Below are 19,046 nucleotides of genomic sequence, written 5' to 3' on the forward strand. Positions count from 1 at the left end.
CGACCCTGCTCCTTTAAAAGTCATAACCCAGCGTCAGGCCAAAGGTTCGCGGCTGGTTGGCGAACCGGACCACGACGTTGGCGTTACTGGCAACCGCCGACCAATGATATTTGTTGAACAGGTTCTTCGACCACAGCGACAGCGACCAGCCGCTTTCGTCCTTGAGACCGAGGCTCGCGTTTACGACGGCATAGGAAGCAACCTCATAGAGCGGATCGTCCTCGAAAATCGTATTCGCCTTGCCCTGGTAACGCAGGCTGACCGCGCCGTTGAGCGCCAGCGTATCGGTGATCGGCGCGTCATAGGCCGCGACGATGCTGCCCTGGAAACGCGGGCTGTAAATGAACTCGGCACCGTCGAAATTCTCCGGCTGGCCGGCCGCATTGGTGCCGAGATAGTCGATCACCTTCGTCTTCAGCCACAGGCCGTTGGCCGCGATGGTCACGCCCTCCACCGGTCGCAGGGTCAGCTCGCCTTCGAGGCCATAGGCCTTCGACTTGGGCACATTGTCGAGACGCGACAGCGCCGTGTAGATCGGATCGGCAAAATAGGTGCTGATCTGCTTGTCCTTATAGTCGTAATAAAAGGCCGCGAAATTGGCCTGGAGCAGCCGGTCCGCCAGCGTTGCCTTCACGCCCAGTTCGTAGGCGGTCAGCTTTTCCTGCGTCACCGGTGCATTCTGGCGCGCCTTGCTCGCCGCGTTGACCGGCGAGGTCCCCGACTTGTAACCGCGCGACACCGACGCATAGACGAGCGTATCGTCGTTCGGCGACCAGTCGAGCGCGACCCGCCAGGCAAGATTGTTCTCGTCGAGCGTCGAAATCACCGGGCCGAAGCTGTTGGTGACGTCGTTGAAGGTGTTGCACTGGCCTTCGGAAATCGGTGCCGGGATCGGCAGCGTTCCGCCGGCCGAGAAGAGGAAACGGTTCACGACGTTGACGTTCGGCAACATGCTGCCCTTGTAGTCGCGCGAACAGCCGACATAGTCCTGCTTGTCTTCGGTGTAGCGCAGCCCGACCGTCAGCTTGAGCTGGTCGGTCAGTTCGGCATCGGCGTTGCCGAAGACGCTCCACGTCTTCGTGTTCATCGTGCCGATGTCTTCATAGGTGCGGAAGGCGGTCGCCATGTCGGCGGCGGTGTAGCCGCCCGAATTGAACGGCGTGTTGAGCAGGTTGACGCCGGGCACGATGATGAAGGGCACCGCGCGGATGAAACGCGCATTCGCATTTTCGCCGAGCAAAGTGCGGTTGCTGTCGACGATCTTGTCGTGACCATAATAGCCCCCGACCAGCCAGTTGACCCGGCCGGCCTCGCCCTCGAAATGGATTTCCTGGGCAAAGCTCTTGATCCGGCCATCGGCCTTTTGCAGCAGGACTTCGAACGGCGCGCCGCTCCAGTCGGACAATGCCTTGCGCTGGAAGTCATTGTAACTGGTCAGGCTGACGAACTTCGCGGTGTCGCCGATTTCCTGGTCGATGCGCGCCTTCAGGCCCCAAAAACGGTTGTTTTCCGCAAGGTCGCCCGGCAGGCCCTCGCCGCGTCCGATATTGGCCGAGCGCCCGGCTTCGGGCGCCCAATCGGCCTGGCTCGCCTTGGTCGGAAAATGGTTCGCCAGATAGGTCGCAAGCCCCGGAGCGTTGAACAGGCGCGAATTGCTGGTGCCCGACACCGGGTTGGTCGCGGGCGTGAAGCCGATGCCCTGGCCGGCAACGGTGTCCGACTTGTTCTGCCACCAGGTCACCGACAGGTCGATGCTGGTCCCCGGGCCGGGATCGATCGCCAGCGAGCCGCGGATGCCCAGCTTGTCGACCTTGCCGAGGCGTTCGTCGGGGCGCGCGTTGCTGATCTGCCAGCCCTTGTCGCTGTTTTCGCTGCGCACCGCGATGCGCGCCGCGACGCCCTCGCCGAGCGGACCCGAAATATGACCCTCGAAATTATAGGTCTGGTAGTTCCCGAGTTCCGCCTTGACGCCGCCTTCGAACGTGTCGGTCGGCTTTGCCGTGATGAAGTTGATCAGGCCCGCGGTGGTGTTGCGGCCATAGAGCGTGCCCTGCGGCCCCTTGAGCACTTCGACGCGTTCGAGGTCGTACACCGGCCCCGTGTTCATGATCGGATAGGCATAGGCGACTTCGTCGACATAGGTGCCGACGGTGGAGGTGGCCGACAGATTGATCGTGTTGAAGCCGATACCGCGCAGCGTATAGGTCGGCACGCCCTGATAGCTTTGCGAGACGGTGAAGCTCGGCGCCACCGTCGTCAGGTCGCGCATGTCGGTGACGCGCAGGCTTTCGAGCGTCGCACCATCGACCGCCTGGATCGCCATGCCGACGTCGTTCATCGATTCGGCGCGGCGCTGTGCGGTGACGATGATGTCGCCTTCCGCCGCAACCGTTTCGGCCGCCGCTTCCTCGACCGCGAAGGCCGGAGTCGCCAGAACGAGACCCACCGCCGAACCCGCGCCCAAGAAAATACGCATTGCCTTCATCACTCATCCTCCCTCAAACAGCTTGTCGCCGGGCTCGTCTTTGTGCGAGCGTCGTGCGAAGCCGAACCGTGACAGAACAGAGGATCGCGGCCGGGCGAACAAGCTGACACCTGTGTCAGGATAGCGGAGGGACGAACGCGTGACCGATCAGAGGGCCGAATGCTGGGCTGAAATGCCCGCGCTGATCGCGGCGGTACAGGCCGCTGGCGACACGATCGGCCTGCCCTACGTCGCCGCGCAAGCCGACCTTGGCGACCCCGAACCGATGAGCGACGACGAGGGACGCCCCTACGCCGAAACCAGCTTTCATTGGGTCGATCCCAGCTATGCCTATTGGCGCGATCGCAAGCTCGCGCTGCAACTTGCCTTCTTGACCGCGGCACGGCTCGTTGCCGAGCCCTTCTATTATAGCGACGGGCGGCTCGGTACCTGGCGCCCAACCCACCTGCTCGACGAGGTCGATTGCTCGCAGGCGCGGAACACCCCCAATTTCGGCGAGGCGATCATCGCGCCGGTGCACCTGCCGCGCGGTCTGGTCGGTGCGGTCTTCTGGTGTTCGCGCGAGCCGGTCGGCGTCGAGGCGATCTATGCCGAGCACGCCGGCCACCTCCACAACCTCGCGGTCAAGCTGATCGCGACGCACAATGAAGCGCGCGGGCGTCCGCGCAATGCCACGGTGCCGCAGACGCTGACCCGCCGCGAAGTGCAATGCCTGCGCTGGGCTGCGGCCGGCAAGACCGACGGCGAGATCGGGATCATCTTGTCGCTGTCGGTGTCGACCGTGCGCTTCCATTTGCGCAACGCCTCGACGAAGCTCGGCGCGACCGGACGCGCGCAGTCGATACAGATCGCAGCGGGACTCGGCTTCGTCGGAGCGCGCGCGGCCTGATGCAGGTGCCAGCTTGGCCCGGCCCTGCCGCGACCTACAAGTCCGGGGCATGGACATGCTGAACGATCCCGCACTCATGGCTTTTCGCGAAGAGGTTCGCGCCTTCCTCAGCGCGAATTTGCCCGACGACATCTGCCGCGGCGCCGCGCGCGCGACCAGCGTCTTTATCGACCCCGACGTCTCCCTGCCGTGGCAGCGCATCCTCCATGCCAAAGGATGGGCCGCGCCCGACTGGCCCGCCGAGTTCGGCGGCCCCGGCTGGAGCGAGATCGAGCGTTATATCTTCGCCGCCGAATGCGCGCGCGCCGGTGCACCGAACCTCGCGCCGATGGGGCTGAAGATGGTCGCGCCGGTGATCATGCACTATGGCAGCCCCGAACAGCGCGCGCATTATCTGCCGCGGATTTTGTCGGGCGAAGATTATTGGTGCCAGGGCTTTTCGGAACCCGGCGCGGGGTCCGACCTTGCCGCGCTGCAGCTACGCGCGACGCAGGACGGCAACGACTATATCCTCAACGGGTCGAAGATCTGGACCACCCACGCACATTTCGCGAACCGCATGTTCGCGCTCGTCCGCACCTCGAACGAAGGCAAGCCGCAAGCGGGGATCAGTTTCCTGCTGCTCGACATGGGCTTGCCGGGCATTACCGTCGAGCCGATCCGAACGCTCGCCGGCGACCATGAATTCAACCAGGTGTTCTTCGACGATGTCCGCGTCCCGCAGGCAAACCGGCTCGGCGGCGAGAATGAAGGCTGGTCGGTCGCGAAGCACCTGCTGACCTTCGAGCGCGGCGGCAAATACGCGCCGGGGCTGATCGGGCGGCTCGAAGGGCTGCGCGCCCGCGGCGATGTCGATCCGGTGCTGCGCGCACGGCTCGACCGTGAGGCGGTGACGTTGCAGGCGCTGCAGGCGCTCGAGATGAAAGCGATGCGCGGCGTTGGCGGCAGCGCGGCACTCTATGCCTCGGCGCTCAAGATATTGGGAACCGAGACCGCGCAACGGATCGATACGCTGGCGTGCGAAATCGCAGGTCACGCCGCATGGGCCGACGCCGACGGACAGACACCGGCTGAACTGGCAGTCGCGGTACCGCGCTATCTGAACGACCGTGCCGCGACCATCTATGCCGGCTCGAACGAGATCCAGCGCGACCTGATTGCGCGAACGATGCTGGGCTAACCAGCCACCTCGGAAAAGCGCGCGAGATGGCCGGCGCGCGGGCCAAAGGCCGCGGCGATCGCGAGCGCGCGCTTGAAATGCCCGCCAAGGCTGAGTTCTTCGGTCAGTCCCATCGCGCCGTGAATCTGCACCGCGCTTTCGCCGACGACGCGTACCGCATCGCCGACTTCGATACAGGCGGCGCTGACGGCTTGCGCGCGGTCGGCGCGGTCCTGATCGACTGCGAGGATCGCGGCCTCGGTGAGCGCGGCAGCCTTCATCAGCGCAAGCTGCATGTCGGCAGCGCGGTGGCGTAGCGACTGGAACCGGCCGATCGCGGTGCCGAACTGCTTGCGCTGGCCAAGATAATCGACGCTGTCGGCGATCATCTGCTGCATCAGGCCAACCGCCTCGGCGCAGCGCCCCGTGAGGATCAGGTCGTTGGCATAATCGGCCCATATGCGCGCGTCGGCCCTGCTCGCGAGCATCGTCGTATCGCCGGGTTTCAAGGTAAAAGCGAGATCGGCCGACACCGTGCCATCGTGCATGATACGATGGCGCTGTTCGACTTTGGCGCCGTCGGCGGCGACGAGCAGCAGGGCGTCGTCGCTCGCGAGCAGCAACAGATCGGCCTCCGCCGCTCCCGCGACCAGCGCCGCGCTACCGCGTATCAAACCGCCTTCGACGACGGGCATCGCCGCAGTCGAGGCGGTGCAGATGATCGCGATGCGCTGGCGACCCGCCGCCAGATCGGCCAACGCCGGATGGCCGGGCGCCGTTCGCGCCAGCAGCATCGTCGCTGCGGCATGCGAAAGCCAGTCTGCGCCCGCGAGTGCGGGACCGAGATCCGCCATCACCAGGGCGATATCGATAGCCCCGCCACCGAAGCCCCCGACGTCCTCGGGCAACGCAATCCCCGCAAGGCCAAGCGAGTCCGCCAGATCGCGCCAGCCTGGACGCGCATTGTCGATGAGGAATCGCTGGACGCTGTCGCGCAGCAGTTGCTGCTCGTCCCGAAGCGGCAAGTCGAGTTCGGCCATCTCAGATCGCCAGCGCAGCGCGGCGCGCTTTTGCAATATCGTGCGTCATTTTCTCTCCCGCGCCTGTCCTGCAACGCGCCGCGCCGCGGGTCTAGCTGATTGGTGTAGCAGGTTGGCGGGCGCGCCGGCTCGGAGCCATATACTTAGTAATAAAACTATTGCATGGGGCGGCATGCACAGGATGGAGCGAGTCGAGAACAGGGCGCAGGCGGGGCGGACGGGATGAACCCGATCTGGCTTCCCGCATCGCTGTTCGGCGGCCTGTTCCAGGCTTGGCGCACGGCACTCCAGCAGCGGCTTCGCGCCGAACTGAGCGTCAGCGGCGCAGGGCTGGTGCGCTACCTCTACGGCCTGCCCTTCGCGTTGGTTTTCGCCGCAGCCTGGCTGACAATCCGGCACGACGCGATTCCGGTGTTCGGCGGAGCTTTCGCCGGCTTCGCGATCGCCGGCGCGATCACGCAAATGGCGGGGACGATCCTGCTCATCATGGCATTCGGGCATCGCGGTTTCGTCGTCGGCACCGCCTTTTCCAAGACCGAAGCGGTGCAGGCCGCGCTCGTCACCGCGCTGTTCCTCGGCGAGCGATTGCCCTTGCTCGCATGGATCGGGATCGTCGCGGGCGTCGCGGGCGTGCTGGTGCTTGCCCTCGCGGGACGCGGAGTCTCGGCACGCGAGCTTTTGCGCGCGCTCGGCCAGCCCGCAGCGCTGTGCGGGCTCGGCGCGGGATCGATGTTCGCGCTCGCCGCGATCGCGGTGAAGCTCGCGACCGCCGAACTCGAAGGCGTCGACCTGATCGGCTCGGCGCTCGTGACCCTCGTCGTCGTGATGGCGATCCAGACGGGACTTCACATGCTCTGGGTCGCGCTACGCGACCGCGACACGCTGCGCGCCGTCTTCCGGCAATGGCGGACGTCGAGCCAGGTCGGGCTGCTGTCGGCGCTCGGATCGGCGTGCTGGTATATCGGCTTCGCGGCCGCACCCGCGGCGCTGGTGCGGATCGTCGGACAGGTCGAGGTCGCCTTCACGATCGGTTTCGCGCATTTCTACCTGCGCGAGCCGGTGCGCTGGCAGGAGATTGCCGGACTGCTGCTCGTCGTCGGCGGGGTTGTGATGGCGCTGCTCGCGACCTTCTAGAAAGCCGGCGCCTTGCTGACCATTGCGGGCAAGGGTCGCCCCATCACGCCCGTCAGCCATCCCGCAGCGTCGACCACCTGCGACAATGTCACGCCGGTTTGAACGCCGCTGTTTTCGAGCAGGTAGATTACATCCTCGGTCGCGACATTGCCCGCCGCGCCCGGCGCAAAGGGACAGCCGCCGAGCCCGCCAAGCGAGGCATCGACCGTCGCCGCGCCTGCCTTCACCGCCGCCCACACATTGGCGATGCCGGTGCCGCGCGTGTTGTGGAAATGGACGCGCACCGGCAGGTCGCCGACCGCCTCGCGCACGCGCCCGACCATCTCCGACACCTGCCCCGGCACGCCCACCCCGATCGTATCGGCGAGCGCGATTTCACGCGGGTTTACGCCGGCCGCGCGCTTAGCCATCTCGACGACGCGCTCGATCGGCACCCTGCCCTCGAACGGGCACCCGAAGGCGGTGGCGATGGTGATCTGCCCGCCGCGCCCCGCTTCCTTCGCCAGCGCAACAATCTCCATCGCCGCGGCGAGCGATTCGTCGGAGCTTTGCCCCTGGTTGCGAACCCCGAACGTATCGCTCGTCACACACACCGCGCCGAGTTCGTCGATGCGCCCGGTCCCCAGCGCGCGCTCCGCGCCGCGGCGATTGAGCACCAGCCCGATATAGGTCACATCCTCGCGCTCGGGCAGCATCGCCACCAGTTCCTCGGCATCGGCGAGTTGCGGCACCTTCTTGGGATTGACGAAGCTCGTCACCTCGATACGCCGGACACCATAATCGATCGCACGGTGGATCAGCCCGAGCTTGTCGGCGGTCGAGACGATCGCAGATTCATTCTGGAGCCCGTCGCGCGGACCGACCTCGACGATTTCCACACCATGATTTTTCAACATCTTGCGTCCTGATTATCCTGAGTCATTTAGCAGGTTGAAAATTACATAGCATTCTAAGTATAACATGACCATGGGCGAGGCAGGCCATTCTATCAGAGTCGGCCGCGAAAGGAATGATATGAGCGAGACGAGCAGCGGGGGCGCGCTGGAAGGCATCAAGGTCGTCGAAATGGGGCAGTTGATCGCGGGTCCCTTCTGCGGACAGCTTCTCGGCGACATGGGCGCCGAAATCGTCAAGCTCGAGCCCCCGGTGACCGGCGACCAGATGCGCAACTGGGGCCAGGGCGACAAGCCGAGCTGGTGGCGCGTCATTGCACGCAACAAATATTCGGTCGCAGTCGATCTGCGCTCGGAGGAAGGCCAGGCGCTTGCGCGCGAGCTGATCGCGAAGGCCGATATCCTTATCGAGAATTTCCGCCCCGGGACGCTCGAGAAATGGAACCTCGACCCGGCAGAGCTGCGCAAGAGCAATCCGGGCCTCATCGTCGTGCGCGTGTCGGGCTATGGCCAGACGGGCCCCTATTCGGCGCGCGCGGGGTTCGGCGGCATCGGCGAAGCGATGGGGGGCTGGCGCGGCATCGTCGGTTATCCCGACCTGCCGCCCGCACGCATGGGGGTGTCGATCGGCGACACGCTCGCCGCCACCTACGGCTGCATGGGCGCGCTTGCCGCGCTCCATCATCGCAGCAAGACCGGCGAAGGCCAGATCGTCGACTCCGCGCTGTATGAGGCGGTGTTGCAGGTGATGGAATCGACAGTGTCCGACTATTCGGCGAGTGGCACCAAGCGCCGCCGCACGGGTTCGACGCTGCCTGCGATCGCGCCTTCGAACGTCTATCCGTGCAAGGACGGCGAATATCTGATCGGCGCCAATCAGGACGGTGTCTTCGCGCGCCTCGCCGCCGCGATGGGGCGCCCCGAACTCGCCAGCGACGATCGCTATGCGACGCACCGCGCACGCGGCGTGCGGCAGGAGGAACTCGACGCGCTGATCGGCGAATGGACCGCCACCATGACGATCGAAGAGCTCGAAGCGAAGATGGTCGAGGCCGGCGTTCCTGCTGGGCGCGTTTATGACGCCGAGGACATGCTCGCCGACCCGCATTTCGCCGCACGCGAGGCGCTGATCGCCGTTCCCGACGAGGAATTGGGCGAAATCAGGATGCAGGGCGTGTTCCCCAAACTGTCGGCAACGCCGGGCAGCGTGCGCCGCCCCGCCCCGCTCGCGGTCGGACAGGACACCGCCGACGTGCTGGAACGCTGGCTCGGGCGGGAGGCGTGAGCCGATGATCACGCTCTACGGCGGCCCCACGCCCAATGCGCGCAAGATCGCAATCGCGCTCCTCGAAATGGGGCTCGAATGGCGGCTGGAATATATCGACATCCTTGCGGGCGATCAGCTCACCCCCGAATTCCTCGCGCTCAACCCGAACAACAAGACCCCTGTCATCGTCGATGACGAAGGTCCGGAAGGACCGGGCTTCGTGCTGTGGGAAACCGGCGCGATCCTGCTCTATCTCGCCGAAAAGACCGGGCGCTTTTTGCCCGTCGATCCTGTGAAGCGCGCGACCTGCTGGCAATGGCTGATGTTCCAGGTGTCGGGCGTCGGCCCGATGTTCGGGCAGGAAGTGCATTTCACCCATTATGCCAAGGACCGGCACGACTATGCGATCACCCGATACAGCCGCGAAGTCGACCGGTTGATGATGGTGCTCGACAAGCGCCTTGGCGAGGCCGAATGGCTGGCGGGCGACGAGTATAGCATCGCCGACATGGCGACCCTGCCCTTCCTGCGCCGCCAGCTGATCGAAAAGGCCGGACGCTTTCCGAACGTCGACCGCTGGGGCGCCGCAATGCTCGAACGCCCCGCAGTCGCCGAAGGCATGAAGGTCGGCGTTGCGCGCGCAGAGACGATCGAGGGCGGTCTCACCGGCTTCACCGACGCGCATCGCGCGATCCTGTGGGGCGACCGCCAACACGCGAAGCGCTGATCTTCAGTCCTTCGCGACCGCCGAGTGGTTCGCATCGCCGAACATGTTCGACCATTCCTTTTCATCGAGCGTCTGGTGCCGCCCGATATATTTAGCCGGCGCCTTCAGATCCTCGCGCGCCATCGCGCGCACCACCGCCGGGCGCGCGCGGATGCGTTCGAACCAGTCGTGCATCGCGGGCCATTCGTCGAGCCCCATGCCCATCACGAACGCCGAGGCGCGGCCGGGCCAGATCGCCATGTCGGCGATCGAATAATCGTTACCCGCGACATAGCTGCTCTTCTCCAGCCGCTTTTCGAGCACGGTCAGCAGCCGCTGGACCTCTTTCGTATAACGCGCGGTGGCATAATCCTGCCCCGCGGGCGCATAGCGCAGGAAATGGCTCGCCTGCCCGCCCATTGGCCCGAGCCCCGCAACCTGCCAGGTCAGCCACGATAGCGTCGCCGCGCGCGCAGCGCCCGATGCGGGCAGGAAGCGGCCGCTCTTTTCGGCCAGATATTGCAGGATCGCACCCGATTCGAACACGGTAACCGGATCGCCGCCACCCACCGGATCCTGATCCACGATCGCGGGCAACTTGTGGTTCGGATTGATCCGCCCGAATTCCGCCGTGAGCTGGTCACCGTCGAAAATGTCATAGGGGATAACGCGATAGGGCTCGCCGATTTCCTCGAGCATGATCGCGATCTTCTGCCCGTTCGGGGTCGCCGAATAATGGAGGTCGATCATCACAGCACCTCGTGGATCACGTGGCGCACGCCGAAATCGGTTCGCTCGCCGACGCCTACGGCCAGCACCCCGTTGAGCCAGCCATATTTCGCGCTCGCGGTTTCGAACACCGGCGCGATTCGCAGATAGTAGCGCGACGCGTCGGCGTCAGGCACCGCCGGATCGGCAAAAGTCGCGCGGACATCGTCAGGAATGATGTTGCGCCCGGTGTAGCTCAGATAGATGAGGTCGCCGTCGTCGGTCTGCCACACCGCGCGCGCATCGAATGTGCCGACCGACGCTGCGTCGCCAAGCCGTCCCGAGCGCGACCAATTGCCGCCGCCTGGCAGGATTATCCCGTTGATACGGGGTCCGAAAAACTGGCCTCCACTGATATAGCCGAGCCGCTGGTCGCCGAACGGCGACGCGCCGATCCCGATGATTCCGCCCCCTACTTCGAACTCGGCGGTGCACAGATGCCGCGTCGCCAGCGCCGTTGATGCGTCTTGCAGCTTTTCTTCATTCATGATGCGAATCCTCTTCCAGCCTATGGACAAGCATAAAACCATTAGTATACTAAGGGTCAATCAGATTGACGGATCGGAAGGCTTTCCGGGACCGCAACAACAAGCTCTATGGGAGGGTGAAGATGAAGGTGCATACCCAGTTCCTGCTGTCCGGCGTTGCCGCGATCGCGATGCTCGCCAATACCGCACCGGCGATGGCGCAAGCCGCCCCCGCCGACACGGCTGACGTCGACGACAGCAACACCAACGAAATCATCGTGACCGCGCAAAAGCGCGAACAGAATCTGCAGAACGTCCCGATCTCGATGGAAGTCGTCAGCGGCGCCAAGCTCGCCGAATTCAACACGAGCGACATCAAGGCGGTGATGAATTACACGCCGAACGTCTTCGTCCAGTCGACCGCGGGCAACGACGTCATCTATATCCGTGGTTTCGGTTCGCCGCCGGCGAACTTCGCGTTCGACCAGTCGGTCTCGCTCTATGTCGACGGCATTTACGCCGGCCGCAACCGCCAGGCGCAGGCTCCCTTCTTCGACCTCGCGCGCGTCGAGGTGCTGCGCGGTCCGCAGGGCGCGCTGTTCGGCAAGAACACTGCCGCGGGCGCGGTCAGCGTCGTCTCGGCGGGTCCGACCAAGGATTTCGAGGGCGCGATCACCGGCCTCTATAACTTCGACCACAAGGGCACCGATTTCTCGGGTTACCTGTCGGGACCGATCACCGACACGCTCGGCGCGCGCTTCGCGTACAAGATCGTCAACCAGGACGGCTATATCTACAACCGCGCGACGGATCACGACGATCCCGAAATCCGGTCGCAGCTGCTGCGCCTGACGTTGAAGTGGGAGCCGTCGGACAATTTCGATTATACGGCGAAGGTCGAATACGGTAACCGCGAAGTCATCGGCGGCATCACCGTGTCGAGCCCGCTGACCAGCGGACAGGATCCGCAGACGACGCGTTATCTCGAACGTTCGGCGCTCGGCGACGAAGGCAATGACAACAAGTCGGTGATGATCTCGGGCGTCGGCAACCTCGCGCTCGGCGATTTCACGCTGACCTCGGTCACCGGTTACAGCTGGTTCAAGTCCAAGATCGTCAACGGCTTCGACCAGACGATCCCGAACAGCGGCGGCGCCGTCACCGCCAACTCGGTGTACAACGCCTTCCCGGAACGCTTCGACCAGATCTCGCAGGAAATCCGCATCCTGTCGCCGACCGGCCGGACGTTCGAATTCATCGTCGGCGCCTACTACGACAAGTCGAACTATCAGCTGGAGCAATATCAGGGCTTCAACATCGCGGCGCTCAACTATTTCGGCCGCATCGACAGCCTGTTCAAGCAGAAGGCCGAATCCTGGTCGGCATTTGGCCAGGCGACGGTCAACATCAGCGACGCGTTCCGCGCGATCGGCAGCCTGCGCTACAGCCACACCAAGAAGGACGGCGATTTCGCCTCGCGCCTCGTTTACGGCCCCTTCGCGCTGCGCCCGATTTCGAGCGCGACCGGTTCGATCAGCGAAGGCAATGTCGATCCGTCGGTCACGCTGCAATATGACATCGCGCCGCGCATCATGGTCTACGGCACCTGGGGCCGCGGCTCGAAGTCGGGCGGCTTCGTCTCGAACACGCTGGGAACGACGAGCGCAACCTTCACCTTCGAACCCGAACGGTCGGAGAATTTCGAGGCCGGCATCAAATCGACGCTTTTCGACGGCAAGGTCATCGCCAACGTCTCGGCCTATCACACCAAGTTCAAGGACCTGCAGGTCTCGGTCTACCAGCCCGCAACGTCGAGCTACCTGACCGGCAACGCTGCGGCGGCGACCTCGAAGGGCCTCGAAGGGTCGCTCAGTATCTTCCCGACCCCCAATTTCGACATCAGCGCGTCGGCCGCCTATTCGGATATCAAATATGACAATTATCCGGGCGCGGCCTGCCTCGCCAGCCAGCCGCTGTCGGTCTGCAACCCCGCACAGACCGATCGGACGCAACCGAACCACGTCGCGAACAACAACCTGGCCGGTTACCCTGTCGCCTATTCGTCGAAATATACCGGCAGCGTTACGGCGCACGGGCGGTTCGACATGTCGGACGACCTGAAGCTCGACATCACGGGCGTTGCGTCGGCACGGTCGAAATATTTCAACTCCGACAACCAGAGCCCGATTTTCGGCGTGCAGGGCGGATATGTGAAGCTCGACCTTCGCGTCCAGCTCGCCGATCAGGACGACCGCTGGCACGTCGCGCTCGTCGGCAAGAATCTGACGAACGAAAAGACGATTGGCAGCGCGTTCAACCTGCCGTCGCCGATCACCGCAAATCCGCGCGCGATCCTCTATCTTGAGCCCACGCGCAACATTTCGGTCGAGGCCGGGATCAAGTTCTAACGATGTCCCAGGGATCGGCCGCCGTCGATGCTTTCCCCGACAGGGAAGCGGCGACGGCGGTCGTGACCTGTTTTAAGGGGTGAACCGCGATATGATCGACGTCTATTTCACCCCGACGCCGAACGGCCACAAAGTCTCGATCATGCTCGAAGAGATCGGGCTGCCGCACCGGCTGCTCGCGATGAACATGCTCGAGGGCGATCACCTGACCCCCGAATATCGCCGGATCAATCCCAACGGCCGCCTGCCCGCGATTGTCGACCATGATCCGGTCGGCGGCGGCGCGCCGCTGCCCATATTCGAAAGCGGCGCGATCCTGCTCTATCTTGCCGAAAAGAGCGGCCAGCTTCTTCCCGACAGCCCGCGTCGCCGCAGCCAGGCGCAGCAATGGCTGATGTGGCAGATGGCGAGCTTCGGCCCGATGCAGGGCCAGGCACATCATTTTATCCGCTATGCGCCCGAGGGACAGACCTACCCGGTCGAACGCTATCGCAACGAGACGCTACGGCTGCTCCACGTCCTCAACGGCCGGCTGAGCGAGAGCGATTATCTCGCAGAGGAATATAGCATCGCCGACATTGCCGCCTGGCCTTGGACGCGTGCGATCCGCGCGATCGGTCTGACGCTCGACGATTATCCGGCGGTCGCCGACTGGTTCGCGCGCATCGGCGAACGCCCCGCGGTGATCGCGGGCACCGACGTCAAGAATGCCGCAAACCTGTCGAGCGCGCGCCCCGTGCTGACCGAGGAGCAATGGTCGAACCTGTTCGGCAAGAACATGCTCGAAGCGCCGACGCGCTAAACCGTGTCGGCGTGCCCCCACTGATATTCGACCTGCCCGTTCAGCCGCCGCACCGCGACCCAGTCCCCGCCCGCGAGGCCGTCATCCTCGATCAGCATCGCAACGCCCCCGGCGATATCCTCGGGCACGCACGCCTCGTTGTTCGCGAGCACCGCCTTCATCCAGTCGGACTTGCCGCCGGCGCCGGTCGTGTCGAGGATCGGCGTGTCGACGAGCCCGGGCAACATGCCCGCGACGCGGACATTGCACTCCTCCTTCAGCGGCGCGCAGCAGCGGGTGAACATCATCACCGCCGCCTTCGTCGTGGCATACATGGCATCGTAGAAACCCGTGCCCAGCGCCACCGTCGACACGGTGTTGACGATCACACCGCCGCCACGCTTTCGCATCGCCTGGACCGCGATCTGGGTCGCGGCGACAAGCGAGGTGATGTTGACGTCGATGATCCAGCGGATGCGTGCCGCATCGACGTCGGGGAATTGCGGCAGGCCCGACACGACCCCGGCATTGTTATGCAATATGTCCACGTCACCATGCGCATGGAACCAGGCTTCGGTCGCGGGGATGTCCGACAGGTCGAGTATGTGGGTGCTCGCCCGCGCGCCCGCCGCCTCGACCAGCCGCGCCGTCTCGGCGAGCCCCGCCTCATTGACGTCGACCAGCGCGATCTCCGCCGCACCGCGGGCCGCCAGCATGACCGCGCTCGCGCGGCCGATACCGCCTGCGGAGCCCGTGACGATCGCCGTTTTGCCCTTGATCTCCATCTCTTCTCTCCCATCGATCTTGTCGCTACCGTAAACCACATTGACAGATAAACTTAAATACCTAAGTATTTTTGGAACGAGAAGACTCGTGCATTTTTGGAGAGTGTGATGACAGAGGCTACCGCCGTTAATGCAGGCGCCGCGGCGTCCGACAGCGGTCTCGCGCTACGCCGTAATGTCGCGCTCGCCATGCTGTTCATCGTCGGCACGATCAACTTCGTCGACCGCCAGCTCCTGTCGGTGCTCGTCGAACCGATCCGCGCCGAGATGGATTTCAGCGACACCCAGTTCGGCCTGCTCACCGGCCTTGCCTTCGCGCTCTTCTATGCCGCGATGGGGGTTCCCGTCGCGATGATCGCCGACCGCTGGAACCGCGTGAAGCTGATCGGCATCGCGTGCGTCGTGTGGAGCGGCTTCACCGCCGCGTGCGGCATGGCGTCAAGCTTCTGGCAATTGGCGCTCATGCGCTTCGGCGTCGGCGCGGGCGAAGCCGGCGGCACCGCGCCATCGCTGTCCGTCATCGCCGACTATTACCCGCCCGCGCAGCGCCCGCTCGCGATCGGCATCTTCACACTCAACGGCCCGTTCGGCGTCTTTGTGGGCGCGACCTTCGGTGCCTGGGCCGCCGCCAATATCGGATGGCGCAATGCCTTCATCCTGATCGGCATCGTCGGCATCATCATCGCACCGATCCTGATCTGGCTCGTCCGCGAACCCGCGCGCGGGGCGATGGACGCGCAAAAGGCCGCCGACGAGGCACTGCCCTTTTCGCAAAGCCTTGCGATGTTCTGGCGGCGTCCGTCGCTGCGCATGGTGATGATCGGCAGCGGCCTCGCCGCCTTCACCAGCTATGGCATGCTCAACTGGATCCCCGCCTTCCTGATGCGGACGCAGAAGATGCCGCTCGACGCCATGGCGACCTGGTTCGGTCCGGCGGCGGGTATCACCTTCGGCATCGGCATCCTCGGCGGCGGCTGGCTGGTCAGCCACCGCGCAAAGGTGTCGGCGCGTGCCTATGGCACCATTCCGGCGCTCGCGACCGCCGTTCTGATTCCGACCTTCATCGCCGCGCTGCTCGTCGACAGCTGGCAGCTCTCGCTCGCACTGATGCTGGTCCCGATGGCGGCCTGCACCGCCTATGTCGCCCCCGCGCTCGCGCTGGTGCAGAATCTGACGCCGCCGCGCAGCCGCGCGACCGCCGCCGCGGTGCTGATGCTGATGTTCAACATCATCGGCCTCGGGCTCGGCCCGCTGTTCGCCGGGATCGTCAGCGACAGCCTGAAACCCGAATATGGCGACGAAAGCCTGCGCTGGGCGCTGATGGCGCTCATGCCCTTCGCCGCCGCCGCCGGCATCGCGCAATATCGCATGACGCGCTACCTCGAGAAGGACTTCGCCGAATGACCGATGTCGCGGGCAAGACCGCCTTCATCACCGGCGGCGCGAGCGGGCTCGGACTCGCCACCGCCAAGGCGCTCGCCGCCAAGGGTGCGTCGGTGATCCTCGCCGACATCGATGGAGCGGGCGCCGATGGCGCGGCCGAAGCGCTGCGCAGCGAAGGCGCCAACGCGCTCGGCCTCCAGCTCGATGTGACCAGCGAGGACAGTTGGGCCGCTGCAGGCGAACAGGCGCGCGACTTCGGTCCCGTGCGCATCCTGTTCAGCAACGCCGGCGTCGGCGGCGGATCGGGGCCCTTCGAACAATATGACACCGACGTCTGGCGCTGGAACTATGCGGTCAACGCGCATGCGCATCTTTACGCCTGCCGCACCTTCCTCGGCGACATGAAGGCGAGCGGCGAAGCGTCGCACCTGATTTTCACCTCGTCGATGGTCGCGATCGTCCCGCCGCCGATCTCGGTCGCCTATATCAGCTCCAAATATGCGACACTCGGCATCGCGATGGCGCTGCGCAACGAGCTGGCCGGAACCTGCGTCGATATTTCGGTGCTGATGCCCGGCATGTCGGCGACGCGGATCGTCGAGACAACGCGCGACCTCCGCCCCGTCGAGGTCGAGGTCGGCAAGGCGGCCGCGACAAGCCAGGCGATGCAGGGCGTGCTCGCGGGCGGCATGTCGCCGAGCAAGATCGGCGCGCGCGTCGTCGAGGCGATCGAGGCCGGCGAATATTGGATCTTCACTCACCCCGAATGGAAGGCGATGGCCGAACTGGTGACGCAGGATATGCTGTCGTCCTTCGGCCCCTCGGCCGACCCCGCATATAAGGGCGACGATATCGACTCACTGATCGCCGCCAACGGCGGCCGCATGTTCGGCGCGCGAGTTTAAGGAGGATATGATGGCAGAGCAGGACGACATCCGCGCCATGGCGCAGCGCTTTTTCGACGCGATCGAGGCGGGCGACATCGAAACGATGCAGGGCAGCTTCACCCCCGACGCTGAAATCTGGCACAACACCGACGAGTTGATCGTCACCCCCGCGCAGACCGCCCAGACGCTGACGGGCATGGTCACGCGGATCAAGGACCGCGAATATGCCGAGCGCCAGCTCGTCACCTTCCCCGGCGGCTTCGTCCAGCAACATGTGCTGAAGGGCAAGCGCGTCCACGACGACGGCGAGGTCCGCCTGCCCTGTGCGATCATCTGCAAGGTCGAGGATGGCAAGATCACGCGGCTCGACGAATATTTCGACAGCGCGCACGTCGCCGAATTCCGCAAATTCGCCAACGCCTGAGGAGATATCCCATGCCCGTCCTGCGCCAGGTCCCCCGCTCGGAAGTCACCGACGAGACCGTCCTTGCTTATTACAACCGCCTGTTCGGCGACCGCGACCCCGTCGCCGAGCCCGGCACCGCGACCGGCACGCCCGGCGATTGGTGGACCGTGTTCGCGCTATCGCCCGACATCTTCGAACATGCGGTCAAGGGCTTCGCCGTCTATCGCAATCCGGCGCGCACCATCGATCCGGTCCTTCGCGAGCTCGGCCAGACGCGCGCAGGATGGGTCAAGGGCAGCCAGTTCGTCTTCTCGCAGCATTGCAAATCGCTGCGCGGCCTCGGCGTCAGCGACGAGAAGATCGCCGCCATCGCGCACTGGCAAGTCGCCGACTGCTACAACGAGCAGGAGCGTACGGTGCTCGCCTACGCCGACTGCCTTGCCCAGGCCGGCGGACGGGTGCCGCTGGAGGTCTTCGACAAGCTCAAGACCTTCTGGAACGACGAGCAGATTTTCGAATTCACCTACATCACCTGCCTCTATGACATGCACGCGGTGATCACGCGTGCGCTGCGCATGGAATATGATGCGCGCGAGGACCCGATCGTCGAGGTCGCGGCGCCCGAAGGCTTCAACGCCGCCGACTTCCTCAGCGCCCCGCGCCCAGCAAACGGATGAGCGAATTCGGCACCCCCGAGGTCGTCGCGACCGGCCTTCGCTTTCCCGAAGGCCCGGTGCCGATGGCCGACGGGTCGGTGCTGCTCGTCGAGATCGCGCGCGGCACGCTGACGCGCGTCGCCCCCGATGGCGAGCTTTCGGTCGTTGCCGAACTCGGCGGCGGCCCGAACGGGCTTGCGATCGGCCCCGACAGCGCCGCCTATGTCTGCAATAACGGCGGGTTCGAGTGGGTCGAGGCGGGCAGCATATTGTTCCCGGGTCATGCCGCGAACCCCGACGCGTGCGGGTCGATCCAGCGCGTCGACCTGACCAGCGGCGCCGTGACGACGCTCTACGACAGCTTCGAGGGCGAACGGCTCAAGGGACCGAACGATATCGTGTTCGACGACGCGGGCGGTTTCTGGTTCACCGACCATGGACAGGTGCGCGACAGCGGCCGCGACCATGGCGCGCTCTATCATGCCGCCGCCGACGGATCGCGCATCACGCGTCAGCGTGCCGACATGATGGGCCCGAATGGCGTGGGTCTCTCACCCGACGGCAACACGCTTTATGTCAGCGAGACGATGACTGCGCGCGTGTGGGCGATGGATGTGGTTGCGCCGGGCACCCTCGCCCCGCCCCCGCCCTGGGCTCCCGGGCGCTTCGTCGGCACCCCGCCCGCCTTCCGGCTGCTCGACAGCATGGCGATCGAGGAAAGCGGGCGCATCTGCGTCGGCACGATGGTCGAGGGCGGGATCACCATTTTCGACCCCGCCGGCGACGGTTCGGAGTTCCTGCCGCTCCCCGATGTCGGGATCACCAATATCGCCTTTGGCGGCGCCGACCGGCGCGATGCCTATATCACCGCATCGACAACGGGGACGCTCTATCGCGTCCGTTGGCCGCGCCCCGGCTTAATCGTCAACTAA

18 protein-coding genes are annotated in these 19,046 nt (G+C 64.9%); 12 read left to right on the forward strand and 6 right to left on the reverse strand.

Annotated features, from left to right (window positions below; genetic code table 11):
* Positions 1-13 precede the first annotated feature (13 nt).
* Entirely contained in the window at positions 14-2,476 is a 2,463-nt protein-coding gene (locus VGN62_RS11580; protein WP_327453930.1) for a TonB-dependent receptor, read from the reverse strand.
* 148 nt (positions 2,477-2,624) lie between these two features.
* Here VGN62_RS11580 and VGN62_RS11585 point away from each other — a divergent pair, with 148 nt between their 5' ends.
* Together VGN62_RS11585 and VGN62_RS11590 are read left to right on the forward strand one after the other, a co-directional pair.
* The gene (locus VGN62_RS11585; RefSeq protein ID WP_327453932.1) at positions 2,625-3,374 is read left to right on the forward strand and encodes a helix-turn-helix transcriptional regulator; all 750 of its coding nucleotides are present in this window, start codon (positions 2,625-2,627) and stop codon (positions 3,372-3,374) included.
* A gap of 55 nt (positions 3,375-3,429) precedes the next feature.
* Positions 3,430-4,554 (forward strand): acyl-CoA dehydrogenase family protein, encoded by a 1,125-nt coding sequence (locus tag VGN62_RS11590; RefSeq protein ID WP_327453934.1) that lies wholly within the window; start codon positions 3,430-3,432, stop codon positions 4,552-4,554.
* Here VGN62_RS11590 and VGN62_RS11595 read toward each other — a convergent pair.
* Positions 4,551-5,573 carry an acyl-CoA dehydrogenase gene (locus tag VGN62_RS11595; protein ID WP_327453936.1) on the reverse strand — a complete coding sequence of 341 codons (1,023 nt, stop codon included), beginning with the start codon at positions 5,571-5,573 and terminating at the stop codon, positions 4,551-4,553. The two genes, VGN62_RS11590 and VGN62_RS11595, sit on opposite strands and share 4 nt — an antisense overlap.
* A 222-nt stretch (positions 5,574-5,795) precedes the next feature.
* On the opposite strand from VGN62_RS11595, the gene VGN62_RS11600 reads away from it, so the two are divergent.
* Entirely contained in the window at positions 5,796-6,707 is a 912-nt protein-coding gene (locus tag VGN62_RS11600; RefSeq protein WP_327453938.1) for an EamA family transporter, read from the forward strand.
* Here the strand turns inward: VGN62_RS11600 and VGN62_RS11605 are convergent.
* Complete coding sequence (locus VGN62_RS11605; RefSeq protein WP_327453940.1) at positions 6,704-7,603, reverse strand: hydroxymethylglutaryl-CoA lyase; 900 nt, start codon at positions 7,601-7,603, stop codon at positions 6,704-6,706. The genes VGN62_RS11600 and VGN62_RS11605 overlap by 4 nt on opposite strands.
* Positions 7,604-7,721: 118 nt before the next feature.
* Here VGN62_RS11605 and VGN62_RS11610 point away from each other — a divergent pair, with 118 nt between their 5' ends.
* On the forward strand, positions 7,722-8,885 hold the full coding sequence (locus VGN62_RS11610) for a CoA transferase (RefSeq protein ID WP_327453942.1): 1,164 nt from the start codon (positions 7,722-7,724) through the stop codon (positions 8,883-8,885).
* 4 nt (positions 8,886-8,889) lie between these two features.
* On the forward strand, positions 8,890-9,594 hold the full coding sequence (locus tag VGN62_RS11615; RefSeq protein ID WP_327453944.1) for a glutathione S-transferase family protein: 705 nt from the start codon (positions 8,890-8,892) through the stop codon (positions 9,592-9,594).
* A gap of 3 nt (positions 9,595-9,597) precedes the next feature.
* On the opposite strand, the gene VGN62_RS11620 is transcribed toward VGN62_RS11615, so the two are convergent.
* Together VGN62_RS11620 and VGN62_RS11625 are read right to left on the reverse strand one after the other, a co-directional pair.
* A complete protein-coding gene (locus VGN62_RS11620) occupies positions 9,598-10,323 on the reverse strand; it encodes a glutathione binding-like protein (RefSeq protein WP_327453946.1) in 726 nt (241 codons plus the stop codon).
* Positions 10,323-10,829 carry a DUF3237 domain-containing protein gene (locus VGN62_RS11625; RefSeq protein WP_327453948.1) on the reverse strand — a complete coding sequence of 169 codons (507 nt, stop codon included), beginning with the start codon at positions 10,827-10,829 and terminating at the stop codon, positions 10,323-10,325. The genes VGN62_RS11620 and VGN62_RS11625 overlap by 1 nt, the downstream gene beginning before the upstream one ends.
* Before the next feature lie 122 nt (positions 10,830-10,951).
* Between VGN62_RS11625 and VGN62_RS11630 the strand changes: the two genes are divergently transcribed.
* Both VGN62_RS11630 and VGN62_RS11635 read left to right on the forward strand, forming a co-directional pair.
* Positions 10,952-13,216 (forward strand): TonB-dependent receptor, encoded by a 2,265-nt coding sequence (locus VGN62_RS11630; RefSeq protein WP_327453950.1) that lies wholly within the window; start codon positions 10,952-10,954, stop codon positions 13,214-13,216.
* A gap of 91 nt (positions 13,217-13,307) precedes the next feature.
* On the forward strand, positions 13,308-14,018 hold the full coding sequence (locus VGN62_RS11635) for a glutathione binding-like protein (RefSeq protein WP_327453952.1): 711 nt from the start codon (positions 13,308-13,310) through the stop codon (positions 14,016-14,018).
* Here the strand turns inward: VGN62_RS11635 and VGN62_RS11640 are convergent.
* Entirely contained in the window at positions 14,015-14,782 is a 768-nt protein-coding gene (locus VGN62_RS11640; protein WP_327453954.1) for an SDR family oxidoreductase, read from the reverse strand. The two genes, VGN62_RS11635 and VGN62_RS11640, sit on opposite strands and share 4 nt — an antisense overlap.
* A gap of 108 nt (positions 14,783-14,890) precedes the next feature.
* On the opposite strand from VGN62_RS11640, the gene VGN62_RS11645 reads away from it, so the two are divergent.
* Genes VGN62_RS11645 through VGN62_RS11665 form a run of 5 tightly spaced genes read left to right on the forward strand, consistent with a single transcriptional unit; the run spans position 14,891 to position 19,046 of the window.
* Positions 14,891-16,186 (forward strand): MFS transporter, encoded by a 1,296-nt coding sequence (locus tag VGN62_RS11645; RefSeq protein ID WP_327453956.1) that lies wholly within the window; start codon positions 14,891-14,893, stop codon positions 16,184-16,186.
* Positions 16,183-17,070: an SDR family NAD(P)-dependent oxidoreductase gene (locus VGN62_RS11650; protein ID WP_327453958.1), complete on the forward strand. Its 888-nt coding sequence runs from the start codon at positions 16,183-16,185 to the stop codon at positions 17,068-17,070. The genes VGN62_RS11645 and VGN62_RS11650 overlap by 4 nt, the downstream gene beginning before the upstream one ends.
* 10 nt (positions 17,071-17,080) lie before the next feature.
* Positions 17,081-17,476: a nuclear transport factor 2 family protein gene (locus VGN62_RS11655; protein ID WP_327453960.1), complete on the forward strand. Its 396-nt coding sequence runs from the start codon at positions 17,081-17,083 to the stop codon at positions 17,474-17,476.
* A gap of 11 nt (positions 17,477-17,487) precedes the next feature.
* Positions 17,488-18,135 (forward strand): carboxymuconolactone decarboxylase family protein, encoded by a 648-nt coding sequence (locus VGN62_RS11660; RefSeq protein ID WP_327453962.1) that lies wholly within the window; start codon positions 17,488-17,490, stop codon positions 18,133-18,135.
* Complete coding sequence (locus VGN62_RS11665; RefSeq protein ID WP_327453964.1) at positions 18,132-19,046, forward strand: SMP-30/gluconolactonase/LRE family protein; 915 nt, start codon at positions 18,132-18,134, stop codon at positions 19,044-19,046. The genes VGN62_RS11660 and VGN62_RS11665 overlap by 4 nt, the downstream gene beginning before the upstream one ends.

The organism is Sphingopyxis sp., assembly GCF_035998905.1.
Lineage (GTDB): Bacteria > Pseudomonadota > Alphaproteobacteria > Sphingomonadales > Sphingomonadaceae > Sphingopyxis.

Bases quoted from the DNA above. Each gene is read 5' to 3' on its own strand.
- VGN62_RS11645 (WP_327453956.1), top strand. From the start codon at position 14,891: ATGACAGAGGCTACCGCCGTTAATGCAGGCGCCGCGGCGTCCGACAGC.
- VGN62_RS11625 (WP_327453948.1), bottom strand. From the start codon at position 10,829: ATGAATGAAGAAAAGCTGCAAGACGCATCAACGGCGCTGGCGACGCGG.
- VGN62_RS11590 (WP_327453934.1), top strand. From the start codon at position 3,430: ATGCTGAACGATCCCGCACTCATGGCTTTTCGCGAAGAGGTTCGCGCC.
- VGN62_RS11665 (WP_327453964.1), top strand. From the start codon at position 18,132: ATGAGCGAATTCGGCACCCCCGAGGTCGTCGCGACCGGCCTTCGCTTT.
- VGN62_RS11605 (WP_327453940.1), bottom strand. From the start codon at position 7,603: ATGTTGAAAAATCATGGTGTGGAAATCGTCGAGGTCGGTCCGCGCGAC.
- VGN62_RS11630 (WP_327453950.1), top strand. From the start codon at position 10,952: ATGAAGGTGCATACCCAGTTCCTGCTGTCCGGCGTTGCCGCGATCGCG.
- VGN62_RS11635 (WP_327453952.1), top strand. From the start codon at position 13,308: ATGATCGACGTCTATTTCACCCCGACGCCGAACGGCCACAAAGTCTCG.
- VGN62_RS11660 (WP_327453962.1), top strand. From the start codon at position 17,488: ATGCCCGTCCTGCGCCAGGTCCCCCGCTCGGAAGTCACCGACGAGACC.
- VGN62_RS11655 (WP_327453960.1), top strand. From the start codon at position 17,081: ATGGCAGAGCAGGACGACATCCGCGCCATGGCGCAGCGCTTTTTCGAC.
- VGN62_RS11580 (WP_327453930.1), bottom strand. From the start codon at position 2,476: ATGCGTATTTTCTTGGGCGCGGGTTCGGCGGTGGGTCTCGTTCTGGCG.
- VGN62_RS11615 (WP_327453944.1), top strand. From the start codon at position 8,890: ATGATCACGCTCTACGGCGGCCCCACGCCCAATGCGCGCAAGATCGCA.
- VGN62_RS11595 (WP_327453936.1), bottom strand. From the start codon at position 5,573: ATGGCCGAACTCGACTTGCCGCTTCGGGACGAGCAGCAACTGCTGCGC.
- VGN62_RS11610 (WP_327453942.1), top strand. From the start codon at position 7,722: ATGAGCGAGACGAGCAGCGGGGGCGCGCTGGAAGGCATCAAGGTCGTC.
- VGN62_RS11650 (WP_327453958.1), top strand. From the start codon at position 16,183: ATGACCGATGTCGCGGGCAAGACCGCCTTCATCACCGGCGGCGCGAGC.
- VGN62_RS11640 (WP_327453954.1), bottom strand. From the start codon at position 14,782: ATGGAGATCAAGGGCAAAACGGCGATCGTCACGGGCTCCGCAGGCGGT.
- VGN62_RS11600 (WP_327453938.1), top strand. From the start codon at position 5,796: ATGAACCCGATCTGGCTTCCCGCATCGCTGTTCGGCGGCCTGTTCCAG.
- VGN62_RS11620 (WP_327453946.1), bottom strand. From the start codon at position 10,323: ATGATCGACCTCCATTATTCGGCGACCCCGAACGGGCAGAAGATCGCG.